Source organism: Asticcacaulis sp. P2_C5, from assembly GCF_056404555.1.
Genome location: NZ_JBFUDU010000004.1, coordinates 82,379 through 96,344, shown reverse-complemented (window position 1 = coordinate 96,344; position 13,966 = coordinate 82,379). Strand labels below are relative to the sequence as shown.

At 63.5% G+C, this 13,966-nt stretch carries 8 protein-coding genes; 3 read left to right on the top strand and 5 right to left on the bottom strand.

Annotated elements, in window-relative coordinates; all coding sequences use genetic code 11:
- Positions 1 to 33 precede the first annotated feature (33 nt).
- From AC1DXO_RS08530 to AC1DXO_RS08515, 4 genes are all read right to left on the bottom strand, one after another.
- Positions 34 to 2,637, bottom strand: coding sequence for a glycoside hydrolase family 2 protein (locus AC1DXO_RS08530; protein ID WP_476977698.1), 2,604 nt, complete (start codon positions 2,635 to 2,637; stop codon positions 34 to 36).
- 152 nt (positions 2,638 to 2,789) lie between these two features.
- Entirely contained in the window at positions 2,790 to 4,031 is a 1,242-nt protein-coding gene (locus tag AC1DXO_RS08525; protein ID WP_476977697.1) for a glycoside hydrolase family 18 protein, read from the bottom strand.
- A gap of 103 nt (positions 4,032 to 4,134) precedes the next feature.
- A complete protein-coding gene (locus AC1DXO_RS08520; protein ID WP_476977696.1) occupies positions 4,135 to 4,530 on the bottom strand; it encodes a hypothetical protein in 396 nt (131 codons plus the stop codon).
- 101 nt (positions 4,531 to 4,631) lie between these two features.
- A complete protein-coding gene (locus tag AC1DXO_RS08515; RefSeq protein ID WP_476977695.1) occupies positions 4,632 to 6,272 on the bottom strand; it encodes an alpha-L-fucosidase in 1,641 nt (546 codons plus the stop codon).
- Between the two features lie 289 nt (positions 6,273 to 6,561).
- Here AC1DXO_RS08515 and AC1DXO_RS08510 point away from each other — a divergent pair, with 289 nt between their 5' ends.
- The 3 genes from AC1DXO_RS08510 (at position 6,562) to AC1DXO_RS08500 (ending at position 12,549) form a co-directional block, all read left to right on the top strand.
- A complete protein-coding gene (locus AC1DXO_RS08510) occupies positions 6,562 to 9,156 on the top strand; it encodes a TonB-dependent receptor (protein ID WP_476977694.1) in 2,595 nt (864 codons plus the stop codon).
- A gap of 188 nt (positions 9,157 to 9,344) precedes the next feature.
- Positions 9,345 to 10,976, top strand: coding sequence for a tryptophan halogenase family protein (locus AC1DXO_RS08505; protein ID WP_476977693.1), 1,632 nt, complete (start codon positions 9,345 to 9,347; stop codon positions 10,974 to 10,976).
- Positions 10,960 to 12,549 carry a tryptophan halogenase family protein gene (locus tag AC1DXO_RS08500; protein ID WP_476977692.1) on the top strand — a complete coding sequence of 530 codons (1,590 nt, stop codon included), beginning with the start codon at positions 10,960 to 10,962 and terminating at the stop codon, positions 12,547 to 12,549. Before AC1DXO_RS08505 ends, AC1DXO_RS08500 begins: the two co-directional genes overlap by 17 nt.
- Before the next feature lie 383 nt (positions 12,550 to 12,932).
- Here AC1DXO_RS08500 and ypfJ read toward each other — a convergent pair whose 3' ends face one another.
- A complete protein-coding gene (gene ypfJ / locus AC1DXO_RS08495; RefSeq protein ID WP_476977691.1) occupies positions 12,933 to 13,787 on the bottom strand; it encodes a KPN_02809 family neutral zinc metallopeptidase in 855 nt (284 codons plus the stop codon).
- Positions 13,788 to 13,966: the final 179 nt, after the last annotated feature.

Here is a 13,966-nt window from a genome sequence, read left to right as displayed (position 1 = left end):
CGGCAAAGCGCAACGCGGCATCTAGGCCGGATATCACTCCGCGCTGAGGGCGCCGGTGATCTGGATCTCCGACAGGCCGGCGATATGTCCTGACGGCACACGCAGCCTGATGCGCACATTTCGCCCCTGCCGCGCCTCGGTCTCGATCACGCGGACCTGGGTGGTGTCCTGTCCTTCGATCTGTTCCGCCAGTTTCTGCCAGTTGCCCTGGCTGTCCTGGACCTCGGCGACGAAGCCATAGGGCCCCGCCTGGGGGAAGGTGAGGGTCAGGCGATGGACCTCGACCAGGCGCTCCATGTCGACGGTGACGCTCATCACCATGTCACCGGCGGCCGGAGCCCACCAGGTGGCAGGATTACCGTCATTGACCAGGCGGGAGCTGTGGTCCGGGGCATTGGAACTGGAGAAGGTCGGATTGCTGAGCCCGAAGACGGTGTCGCCCGGACGGTCAAGCAGCGGGCGCGCGTAGGGGACATAGGGCCGGTCGGCGACCAGGGGCGTTATGCCCGGCTCGAAGGGCGGGCCGTCCTGGGTGCGGACTTCCGCCACCGCATCGGCCAGGCCCGGCGAGGTGGCGCGCAGGCGGGTGACGCCCGACTGCCAGCTGCGCATGGCGATGGCGGCTTCACCGTCGCGTATGACGATATCGGTGTCAGGCGAAAAATCTAGGGTGCGGCCGGTCGGCAGTTCGCCGGGGCCGGATTCGATGGCCAGGCGGACGGGCGGACTGGCTGTGACGCGCCGGCCATCAGCATCGACGACGCTGATGATCACCTGGACGTCGTCCGTGCCGTCGGCGCGGCGGATGACGGGCGCGCTGGTGGTTATATGCAGCGCGGCCGGGGTGCCGTCGACCGCCCAGGCCGGCGGGGGCAGGTGGGCATAGGCATTGCGGTACCAGTAGTATTGCCGCTTGGGCAGGCGGAAATAGTCGATCATTCCCATGCCGCCGAAACGCTTTCCTGCGATCGAACCGTGGTCGAATCCGGCCCAGATGACTTCGCCCGAGCGCCACGGCAGCCGCCACGAGCCCTCCTTTGTCTTGTCGGCGCCCGGTGTGTTCGGCAGGTCGTCCCAGCCCGGTGCGTAGGCGCCTGGGCGATCGGCCATGGTGACGCCGTATTCGGCGACGAAGTTGGGGATGCCTGGGTTGGGGAACAGGCTGGCGCCGTCGCCATTGTAGCCGACGATATCGCCCAGCTTGTCGATCTCGCCGCGCTGGGCGCCGTCGATGGCGGCTGGACGGGTTGGGTCGAGGTCATGCGACAGGGTGACCATCTCCGTCAGCAGGCGCCGCACTTCGGGCATGGTCTCCTTTTCGGAAAAGAAGACCTCGTTGTCCATGCCCCAGGCGACGATCGAGGGATGGTTGCGGTTGATGCGGATCATTTCGGCCAGTTGCTGCTTGACGCCGGCGTCGAAGGCCGGGCGCTGGGCAGGGTCTGTCGGATAGGCCGACGCGCCCCAGGGGTTCTTGAACGATGCGGTGCCCCAGAACGGCGCTTCCGACAGGAACAGGACGCCGAGGTGGTCGGTCGCCTCGGCGAAATAGGGATCGTGCGGGTAATGGGAGCCGCGAATGAAGTCGAAGCCGGCGTCCTTGATCAGGCGGACATCACGCTCGATGGCGCCATTGGTCACGGCGTCGCCCCACCCCGCCTGGTCCTGGTGGACATTGGCGCCGCGGAAGTAGCGATGTTGGCCGTTGAGGAAGAAGCCCTGGTCCGCCTTCCATTCTATCCAGCGGAACCCGAACTCGGTCTCGAACCGGTCGCGCTCCCGGCCGTCGACGCGCAGCCGCGTCACGGCATGATAGAGCACGGGCGTTTCCGGCGACCACAGGCGCGGTTTGGTCACGAGCGCCGAAAGCTGGCCGGCGATCTTCATCTCGCCGGCCGCCAGCGAAAGCCTGGCCTCGGGCAGCACAGCAACCGTCTTTCCGCGGTCATCGACAATACGGGTGTCGACCGTAACCTCGACCGGCTTCGCCTCGCTGTTGAGGACCTCGGTGTCGACCGCCACCCGGCCGCCCGACGCCCCCGACAGCTGTGGCGTGGTGACGCGCGTGCCCGTCCAGGGCACATGGACCGCGTCGGTCGCGACCAGCCAGACGTCGCGGTACAGGCCGCCGCTGAAGACGTGTTCGCCGGCGCGCGGCGCCAGGGTCGGGTCCCAGTCGTTATTGACCCTGACGGCGACGAGGTTGCTGCCCGGGTGGATCGCCGGAGTGATGTCGACGGGGAAGCCGGTATAGCCGCCGCGGTGATGGGCCAGTTCGACGCCGTTGACGTAAACATGGGCGTCCTGGAACGCGCCTTCGAATTCCAGGGCATAACGACGGCCGGCGGGCACGGACGGCAGGACGAAGGTTTTACGGTACCATCCGTCGCCGGTGTAGAAGGCTGGCGCCCGGAAGTAGGGCATGCTGAAACTGTGCGGCAGGCCGACCGGCTCCCAGGCCCGATCGTCGAAGGCGGGCTTTTCGGCGCCGTCGCTGCCGCCGAGCCGGAAACGCCAGCCAGCATTGAAATTCTCGCGAGTCCGGCCGTGCGTGGCCGCGGCCGGCGCTGTCGGCGCCATGAAGGCCATCAGCACCAGGGCCACGACGGTTACGACACCTTGGAAGCGGCCCGACATGATTTCCTCCTCCGGCCTTTTCGGTCGGTAAGTTCTTGCGTACGGCACGCGGCTGTTCGCGCCCTGCCGGCTGAACTTTCTAGACCATTTCTGCCATATATGAAAGTATTTTCCATAAGTGGCAGTATTGGCAGGGGCAGGGCGTGAAAGGCTTAATTTCCAGCCGTCGCGGCGGCCATGGCCTCGACCAGGGTGCCGTCGTCCTCCGTCAGCTCCCAGGCGAACAGGCCGGCCAGGCCTTCGTGCCGGGCGTAGAGGCCCTTGGCCGCGATGCTGCGCGGCGTGTCGAGTGACAGGAAACCGCCGCTCTTCGCGTCATACATATAGGCTGCCTCGGCCGCTTCGTCATAGCCCGCGGTCCAGCCCTGGGTTTCAAGTGCGCGCGCCCGGACCTTCTTCCAGGACGATGCGCCGACGAAGTCTCCGCCCGCGGCGCTGGCCGGGAAGCGACCGGGTTCGAAGCGGGCCTTGGTCCATTCGCGGGCATAGAAACCCGCACCAAGCACCATCTTGGCCTTGGGGATACCGGCCGCGGCCAGGTTGTTGATCATTGCGTCGGCGCCATAGCCGTCGGTCGCCGGGCTGGCGAGCAGATTGGTATGGTGACCGGGCCAACCGCCCCCGCCGGAATAGTCACCGATACGTTGGAACGCTTTTTCCGGTGTAAAGTCGTAGGTCATGACGAAGACGAGGTTGAAGTCGTCCTCGACGCCCTGCCAGTCGATGCCGGCAACCGAACGCGAATAACCGGCAACGGCGGTGGTCAGCAGCCGCGCGCGGCCGTCCCGGGCCTGCAGGGCATCGAAGGCCCCGCGCAGACCCTCGATCATGGCGCGGTGATCCGCCGCCTCCTGCAGCCTGGCCGCATCGTCAAGTGGCGCTCGGGCGTTGTCGCCGCCGCCCGGATATTCCCAGTCGATGTCCAGGCCGTCGAAGACCGGATAACGCGTCAGAAAAGCGACGGCCGAATCGGTAAAGGCCTTGCGGTGCGCCGGGTCGGCGACCACCGCGGGGAACAACGGCATACCCCACCCGCCGGCGGACGCGATAACCTTGAGGTGCGGATTGCGCTGCTTCAGCTCGGCGATCGCCGCCAGGTTGGCCCGCGTCGCCTCGGTGTCCGGCAAGGCTAGCCCATAGTCCGCTGTACCGGCGCAGATCTGGGCGCGCGTCGCCTTGTCCTCCGCGCTGAAGGCGGCATTGTCGCCGCAGACGGTAACGAAGGCGTAGACAAGATGGGTGAGTTTTTGGGTCGAAGGGCGCAGCAAGGCTTCGCGCCCGTCGCCGTTTGGGAAATAGTAGGCGGCCACCACGGGTTCGCTGACCGCAACCGCCGGAAGCCCCAGCCAGATGGTCATCAGGCCAAGGACGGAAAAGATCGTGCGCGCGCTCATGGTGTGGCTCCTGGGTATTGCTCCTGAACTGGCCGCCATGACTATAGCCAATTTCGATCCTGAGCAAGGCCAATGTAATACCTGTGCGACTGCCCGTGATAGCTTACGCTTTGCAGTTCTCTTTGAAAATGCCCTCGCCGCGTTCGGCCTTTTGCAGCGAGAAGGCGCTGGCGTCCTTCAGCGCCGTGGCGTTCATGCGGTCGGTGTCGGTGGGATCGGCGGCCGCTGCCTGCGCTATGTCGTAGAAGGTCGCCGCCTTCTTCCAGTCGTCGATGGCGCTGGTCAGATAGGGGCAGATCTCCGCCGCAGTGCTGCCGGTGTCGACCATGGCGGACATGCCCGTCAGCATGGAATCGCCCAGCTTGTCGTAAAGCTGCGCCTTCTCGATGGCGACGTTGTAGGCTGACTTGACAGGCGCCGTCTGTGTTGGCGCCGTCTGGGCCATGACGGCGCCCGGCGACAGCAGGAGGATCAGGGCGACAGCGGCAAAACGGAACATGGCGGACCTCGAAAAAGGACAGGATAGCCAAGGTCTTACCGCGTTGCGCAGGGCTGGCCTATTTACAAATCCTGTCATGATCAGGCCATCAGCCGCGATATTCAGGTCCCAATATTAAGGCCCTTGCCCTCGATCTTCACGGCAATACCGAAATCGTGGCTGAGGCCGGCGGGAATCTGTATGTGCAGCCCCTTGGCGTCCTGCTTGAAGGCCAGCGCCGGGCCGCCGACGGCCGTGACGCGATGCACATGCGCAGATTTGCGGGGCAGGGCGGTGATGGTGACCGTATCCGCCGGATGGCCCAGGGTCATGGCATACAGCGCGTCCCCCTTGGTGGTGAAACGGATATCGTCGGCAGTGAAGGGCTTCATCTGGCCTTCTCCGAACTGGCCGGAGGCGACCTGGGTGGGGCCTTCGCCGGCGATCTTCCACGGCCGCGTGCCGTAGATGGCCTCGCCATAGACTTGCGTCCACGATCCGATCTGCTCGACGATGCGTCGTTCCTCGGCATCGATCGTGCCGTCGCCGCGCACCGGTATGCTGAGCAGCAGGTTGCCGTTCTTCGACACCACATCGCACAGGCGGTGAATGACCGCTTGCGCCGTCATATAGGATTTGTCGGTAAAGCGTTGGCGATTGTAATGCCAGTCACCGATACAGGTGTCGGTCTGCCACGGATGGGGCTCGATATCGGCGCGGAAGCCGCGTTCGACGTCCTCGATGACGGCGGCCCGCCGGTCCTCCGGCAGGTTCTTGGTATTGACCACGACGTCGAGCTTGCCGTGCCACTGCAGCGATGCATTGTAATAGTGCGCGGTGATGTCGAGTCCGGCCTGGCCCAGCGGCAGGTCGAAATTATCGAAATAGATCAGGTCCGGCTGGTAGGAATCGATCAGGTCCTTGCAGCGCAAGAACCACTGGCGGACAAAGGCCGGATTGGCCAGGGGCGGGTTTTCGTCCCAGACGCGGTCGTGGGCTTCGTGCCAGGCATCGGCGTCCTTCGTCGTGGTGATGCCGTCGGGCATAGGCATGACGGCGCCGGCATACAGGGCTTGCGGATCCAGGCCGTCCCACCACTTGCCCTGGCCGTCATAGCGCGTCAGGCGGAAGGCGTCGTAGCGCTCCGCCGCGCGCGGGCCTGCAGGATCATAGCCATAGGCGGTCTGGAACCAGTGCCAGGCGTGGGCCGAATGGTTGGAAACGCCGAACTTCAGGCCGCGGGCACGGGCCGCCTTGGCCCACGTACCGATGATGTCGCGTTTGGGGCCGACCCGGACGCTGTTCCAGTCGTGGAACTTCGAATCGTAGCTGTCGAAATTGTCATGGTGGTTGGCCAGGGCGACGAAATATTTCGCGCCGGCGGCAGCGTAGAGATCGAGCAACTCATCGGGGTTCCATGCCTGCGCCGTCCAGCGCGGATACATCTCCATGAAACCGTTGTCCGCCGGATGGCCGTAGGTCTTGACGTGGTGGTCGTATTGGCTGCCGCCCTGCATATACATCTGGCGGGCGTACCAATCGCCCTGTTCCGGCACGCATTGCGCGCTCCAATGGGCCCACAGACCGAACTTGGCGTCGCGAAACCAGTCAGGCGCCTGGTAACCCGATTTGAGCGACGCCCAGTTGGGTTGGAATGGCCCCGTGGCGATGGCGGCGAGGGAAGGGGTTTGCGCCATGGCGGGCAGGGCGGCGGCTGCACCAAGACCGGCGGTGGCCTTGAACAGGCTGCGTTTGGTGATCATGGCGGCGTTCCCTGGCATATTATATTGTCAGACTAAATAATTATATGACAAATGGCAAGCGCTCCCTTTGCCTGTCCTGTGTCATATTTGCGACAGTCGGCACCGTCGTCACAATAAGTCATATAATTCCGGCGGAAAGTTTGGCCCTGACCATCTGTTACATGAAGGGACTTTTTTGTCCCTCGACCGGGTAACAAGAAAACAGGGAAACACGATGTCACCATTCAAGAATTTTGGGTCACTATTCAAGAATTCTGGTTTCAAAAGTTCGGGCTTTCGGGCCGTACTGATGGGATCGGCCGCGATCGCCGTTGCCGTGATGGCGCAGCCGGCCGCGGCGCAAAGCCAGGGCGCCGGCGCCGAATCCACCGAGGAGTCTCAGGTCGTCGTGGTCAAGGGGATGCGCAAGTCGATGCGCGACGCCCTGGCCACCAAGCGCGCCGAGTCCGGCATTGTCGAAGTCATCTCGTCGAAGGATATCGGCGTGCTGCCCGATGTGACGATCGCCGAAACCCTGGCCCGCCTGCCGGGCCTCAACACCACCCGCGACCGCGGCAATGACAGCCAGGCGGCCATTCGCGGCCTGGGCCCGCGCATGGTGCTGGGCCTGGTCAACGGGCGCGAAGTCGCGTCGTCCGAGCCGGACCGCAATGTGCGCTGGGAAATCTTCCCGTCGGAAACCGTGTCGGGCGTCGAGGTCTACAAGACGTCGCAGGCCAAGCTGGTTTCGGGCGGCATCTCCGGCACGGTCGACATCCAGACCCTGCGCCCGCTCGACTACAGCGGCCCGGCCCTGACCCTGCGTGGCGGCCTGGTCTCGTACGATGGCGGCACCAGCCTGCCCAACTATGACGGCCTCGGCTGGCGCGCTTCGGGCGCCTATGTCACCAAGCTGACCCCGCAACTGGGCCTGGTCGTCAGCTTCGCGGCCCAGGACCAGAAGAACGGCTATGAAAACATCATGGGCGGCGGCTGGAACAACGCTGCCCCCGGCGCCGTAACGCCGGGCGGCCCGCTGGTGCAGAACCCGTGGGGCGCTTCGTTCGAGGAAAAGGCCATCGATTCGACACGCTACAGCGTCTCATCGTCGCTGCAATGGAAGCCGACCGACAGCTTCGAAGGTCGCTTTGACGTCCTGGCCAATTCGGTCAAGATCGACGAAGAAGGCAATGGCGGCTGGTTCTCCGACTGGGGCAACTGGGCCGGTGACGGCACGGGCGGCATGTTCACCAATACGGTGATCGAAAACGGTTCGCTGGTCGCGGCGACGGTCAATGTGCCGTGGAATGCCTCGCACCCCTATTCCAGCCACTATCAACAGGACATGAAGTTGTTCGCCACGGGCGTGAACGGCAAGTGGAAGTTCGAAGACTGGACCGTCGTTGCCGACCTGGCCTACAGCCAGGCGGAACGCTACGGCCTGTGGCAGGCGGTCGAAATGTCGGCGGCGTCGGGCAAGAACCGCTTCGACTATCGCGGTGACCATCCGATGGTCTATACCGAGATCAGCCCGTACGAAGCCGCCCAGAACGGCACGCTCTATGCCGCCAATGGCCACGCCGATGTCAGCCATCTGCGCGATACCCTGACCACGGCCAATCTGGATGCGACGCGTCATTTCGCGGACGGTTTCTGGACCTCGCTGCAATTCGGCGCCCGCCTGTCGAGCCGCAGCAAGGAAGACGCCGAACCGGGCAGCGCCCTGACCTCGGCCGTCACCCCGCTCAGCGGTGCGGCGCTCAGCGCCAACCTGTTCGAGCCTTGGACCTACAAGAACTTCAGCGTCCCGACCATGGTCTATGCCCCCTACGACAAACTGGCGGCGATCGTCTATGGCACGGCGGGTGCTGCCAGGCTGAACCCCGACTACAAGAACACGCCGTTCGTCTCCGAAGTGACCGAAGACGTCGCCGAAGCCTATGTCCAGGGCAATTATGAAACGACCTTCATGGGTCTGGCCACCGACGGCAATGTCGGCGTGCGCGTGCTGAGCGTGAAGAGCGAAAGTACCGGCCCGCTGACCGGCTACGGCAGCGGCCTGACCACGGCTTCGAACGACTATACCGAGGTCCTGCCCAGCGCCAATGCGCGTATGGAAATCGGCGACGGCGCCTATATCAAGGTCGGCCTGGCCCAGGCGCTGTCGCGTCCGCCGCTCAACGACATGCGCGTTGACGGCTATGTCGACCTGTCCGGCGCCGGTCCGCAATATTACGGCGGGGCGGGCAATCCGTACCTGAAGCCCTACAAGTCGACGCAGCTGGATGTCGCCTACGAGAACTACTTCCACAAGGATGGCCTGTTCGCGGTCGCGGCCTACTACAAGAATATCGAGAACTATATCGGTGCGGGCACCTACGACCTGATGGTCAGTGGAAAGCCGGTGAAGTTCACCTCGATGGTCAATGCCGACAAGTCGGGCGTCCTGGAAGGCGTCGAAATCACCTACCAGACGCCGTTCTACTTCATCCCGGGCATGGACAAGTTCGGCATCTATTCCAACGCCGCCTTTGTCGGCTCGGATATCAAGGAATCGACCCCAGCCGGCAATCCGTACGACATGAACGGCGTTGCCAAGACGACGGCGACAGTCGACCTGTGGTACGCCGATGACAAGCTGGAAGCGCGCCTGGGCATGAAGTACCACACGCCCTTCACCATCCTGTACACCTGGTCGTCGGGCGCCCTGTCGCGCGTACGCTCGGAAACGACGCTGGATTTCAGCGCCAGCTACCGCGTCAACGACCACGTCACGGCGCGCCTGCAGGCCGGCAACCTGCTGGATACGCCGCTGCGTACCTATGAAAACAACAACCCCAGCCAGATCCTGCGCACAGACTTCTATGGCCGCCGGATACTCGTCGACCTGACGCTGAAGTACTGAGTCCAGCATAAAATTTCCCACCGGCGCCATTCCCTTTGGCGCCGGTGGGAGAACTCTTCTCTCGGCCCGCACTGGCCGGGCGCTCTCTGGATTGCGTCGCGTGCCGATGGTATCACCACCCGGCACAAGGCGTTCACAGAGAGCGCCCGGTCCTTTTTTTGAGGGCTGCGGGACAGGAATATTGAGTCATGTATCAGGCGATTTCCGGCGAAAGCCTGGACAGTATCGTCATTCTGGGTGGCGGCACCGCCGGCTGGATGGCGGCAGCCTTGCTGTCCAAGGCGCTGACCGGCCAGGCGACGCGGATCACCGTCGTCGAATCGGAGGAGATCGGCATCGTTGGGGTCGGTGAGGCCACCGTACCGACCATCCACGCTTTCAACCGCATGCTGGGCCTGCCCCAGGCGGAGTTCATGCAGCGCTGTCAGGCCACCATCAAGCTGGGCATCGCCTTTGTCGATTGGGGTGAGCTGGGGCAGCGCTATATGCACGGTTTTTCGCCCTACGGCGGAGGGCCGTCGGTCGGGCATTTCCCCCGTCTGTGGCTGAAACACGCCCATCTGGCGCGTGCGCGTGGCGAAGTGCCGAATATCGACGACTATAATATCAGCAGCGTCGCCGGCTATGCCGGCCGGTTTGCCCTGCCGCAGCCGGGCGCCCCAGCCGACGTGGCGATGAACTACGCCTATCATTTCGACGCAGCCCTGTATGGCCAGTATCTGCGTGAGTATGCACAGACGCGCGGCGTCGACCGCATCGAAGGCCGCGTTGTCGAGGCAAGGCAGAACGTCGAGACGGGCTTTATCAAGCATCTGATCCTGCAGTCGGGTGAGACGGTCGCTGGGGATTTCTTTATCGATTGCAGTGGCTTCGGCGGCCGTCTGATTGAGGCGACGCTGAAGACGGGATACGAACCCTGGGGCCACTGGCTGCCGTGCGACCGCGCTATCGCCGTGCCGTCATCTTTGCCGCGCTCAAGCGCCGCGCAGGCTCCTCGCAACGGCTCGGGCGGCAAGTCGGCCTTGCCGGAGGGCGAGCCCTCCGGAGACGAAGCCGGACCGATCCCGCCCTATACGCGCTCGACGGCTGCCGAGGCCGGCTGGATATGGCGCATTCCCTTGCAGCATCGCGCCGGCAACGGCTATGTCTACAGCAGCGCCCATATCGACGATGACGCGGCCGAGGCAAGGCTGATGGCGCAACTGGACGCACCGGCCCTGGCCGCAACCCGCCGGTTGTGCTTTGTCACCGGCAAACGCAAGCAGGTGTGGAACCGCAACTGCCTGGCGCTGGGGCTGGCGGCGGGTTTCCTGGAACCGCTGGAATCGACCAGCATCCACCTGATCCAGACCAGCCTGTTCCGCCTGCTCAGCCTGTTTCCAGACAAGGGTTTCGATCCGGCCGAGATCGCCGAATTCAATCGTCAGACCGACGAAGAGTACGAGAATGTCCGCGATTTCCTGATCGCCCACTACAAGGTCGGACGGCGCGATGATACGGCCTTCTGGCGGCAGTGCCGTGACATGGCCGTGCCCGATCGGGTCGCCCGCATCATCGAGCTGTTCGCCGCCAGGGGCAGGCTGTCGATGCGCCCGGAGCATCTGTTCGGCACGGAAAGCTGGTTGGCCGTGCTGCTGGGGCAGGGGGGATTGCCGCAGGATTACGACCCGCTGCTGCGGCCCATGCCCGAAGCGCAATTGTCCGCACAGATGGCGCAGGTGCGCGCGGCGTTGCTGGCCATGGCGGGGCGCATGCCGGATCATGGCGCGTTTTTGGCAGGCTTTTTGAAGACGGGGGTCGGTCATGCCGTCGCCGATTAAACGCGTCGCCATTATCGGCGGCGGCACGGCCGGCTGGATGACCGCGGCTTGGATGTCCAAGGTCATGCGGCGCAATATCGAGGACATTGTCCTGGTTGAATCCGACGATATCGGCACGGTCGGGGTCGGCGAAGCGACCATTCCGTCGATCCGCAAATATAATCACTGGCTGGGCATCGATGAGGACGAGATGCTGCGGGCTACTCAGGGCACGTTCAAGCTGGGGATCGAATTCGTCAACTGGGGCCATGTCGGTAACAGCTATCATCACTCCTTCGGGCCGAATGGCCGCGAACTGAATGGCCTGCCGTTCCACGCCCTGTGGCTGCGTCAACAGTTGAACGGTGGCGGTAGCGCGCTCGGCGACTACAATCTCCAGACCCTGGCCTGTCATCGTGGCCGTTTCATGCGCCCGACCGGCGCCAATTCGCCGCTGGCCACCATCGCCTACGCCTTTCAGTTTGATGCGGCCCTGTACGCGCAATATCTGCGGCGGGTGTCGGAGGCCAATGGCGTCCGGCGGATCGAAGGCAAGATTGTCGACGTAGTCTTACGCCCCAACGACGGCTTTATCGACGCCGTGACTCTGGAAAACGGGACGCGGATCGAGGCCGATCTGTTTATCGACTGTTCGGGTTTTCGCGGCCTGCTGATCGAGCAGACGTTGAAAGCCGGTTGGGTCGACTGGTCGCACTGGCTGCCGTGCGATCGCGCCTGGGCAATACCGACATCTTTGCCGCGCTCAAGCGCCGCGCAGGCTCCTCGCAACGGCTCGGACGGCCGGTCGGCCTTGCCGGAGGGCGCGCCCTACGGAGGATTATCCGGTCCGATCGCCCCCTATACGCGTTCGACTGCCCATGCGGCGGGCTGGCAGTGGCGGATACCGCTACAGCATCGCACCGGCAACGGCTACGTCTTCGCCAGCAGCTTTATCAACGAAGACGCAGCGCGCGATGTGCTGATGCAGAACCTGGACGGGGAAGCCCTGGCTGAACCGCGGCTGTTGAAATTCGCCGCCGGTCACCGCAAGTCCTTCTGGGTGAAGAACTGTGTCGCCATTGGGCTGTCGGGCGGCTTTCTCGAACCGCTGGAATCGACCTCGATCTTCCTGATCCAGAACGCCATTGCGCGCCTGCAGGTGCTGTTCCCGGACGATGGTTTCGATCCAGAGGGCATCGCCTTCTTCAATCGCGAATCGGTGAAGGAATATGAGGATGTGCGCGACTTCATCATCCTGCATTACAAGCTGAATCAGAGGACGGATTCCGAATTCTGGACCTGGTGCCGCGAGATGGCGGTGCCCCATCGCCTGACCCAACGCATGGCGCTGTTCGAAAGCCGCGGCCGCATCTTCGAAGAGAAGGGCGAGCAATTCGGCCTGTCGAGCTGGCTGGCGGTGATGTGGGGGCAGGGGCTTCGGCCGCGCGCCCCCGATCCGATGGCTTTTGCCATGACGGACGATCAGTTGAAACGCTGGCTGGCCGAAACGCGCGAGACCATTTCGGCGTGCTGCGACCATATGCCGATGCACGAAGCCTTTATCGCCGGCCATTGCGCGGCGACGAGGCCGTAATCGCGATGAACGTTCCGCGGCCGTCGTTCTGCCTGCAGTTGCGCAGGCCGCTTGTGGGCGCCATAGATCAACATGTAATATTTTGAAATTACAGCTATTTTCACCGCGGAAAGCGCCGAAAAGTCGGAAAGACGCAGAAAAAAGTCAGCGAAGCCAAATTCAGAATGCAGTAACTCCCGCGCGAAGCGCCGTATTGCTGTATAAGTGCCAATAGCTCGGAACGACAGCCCTTCGGGCACAGGGTTACACGCCGGCTCCCTTTCCGTGTCTTTCCGACTTTTCGGCGCTTTCCGCGTTGAAAATTACTGTAAAATCAGGCTCTTCCCGCAGAGATGTAGCCGAGCACCGACGAATTCACACAGAGCTGAGGTCGCGCGAAATATCTACAAACTACCGCCGAAGGTGTCGCAGGCGGCCGGGTCGCCATTGGCAAAGCCGGTCTTGAACCACTTGACGCGGTCGGCCGAGCTGCCGTGGGTGAAGCTGTCGGGTACGATCTGGCCCTGGGTCGCCTGTTGCAGCGTGTCGTCGCCGACGGCCGACGCGGCACCGATCGCCTCGTCGATATCACCGGCATCGAGCCAATGTTTCTCGGCATTGGACCTTTGCGCCCAGACGCCGGCATAGCAGTCGGCCTGAAGTTCCAGCTTGACCGACAGTTTGTTGGCGCCGGCGCCGCCGAGACGACGTTCAGCCTTTTCGACCTCGCCGCTGATGCCGAGCAGGTTCTGCACGTGGTGGCCGACTTCGTGGGCAATGACATAGGCCCGGGCAAAGTCACCCTTGGCACCCAACTGCTGCTCCAGGGTCTGGTTGAAGCCGAGGTCGAGATAGACGTGCTCGTCCTCCGGACAATAGAAGGGGCCCATGGCCGCCTGGCCGGTACCACAGCCCGTCCGGGTGGCACTGCTGTAAAGGGTAATGGTCGAAGGCCGGTAGGTCTTGCCCTCCGCGCGGAAGATCTCGGCCCAGATATCGTCGGCCGAGGTGTGGATGACGTCGGCAAACTTGCCTTCCTCGTCCTCGGGGGTCACCAGTGACGCCGTCGACTCGGATTCGACCGGAGCTCCGGTTTCCAGTCCGTTCATGATCTTCTGCGGATCGATGCCGAAGACGAAATAGCCGATCAGGGCAACGATCACGACGACCACGCCGCCGCCGCCGATCATACCCGGGCCACCGCCGCCACTGCCACGCCGGTCATCGACACCGCCCCTGCGTCCGCTCTGCCAGTCCATGCGAAGTCTCCCTGATGCTATGGCGGCCAGTCAGTCACATCTTAACTTTGTTTTCAAGAGGGAGGCGTCCAGGGGCGTACCAAGCGGCTCGCGGCGCCTGGGTGCAAAAAATAAAATACCCTGCTGACAGTTTCCTGTCAGAGGGATTGTTAACGAACACTCTGTGCGTGAGCCGTGGC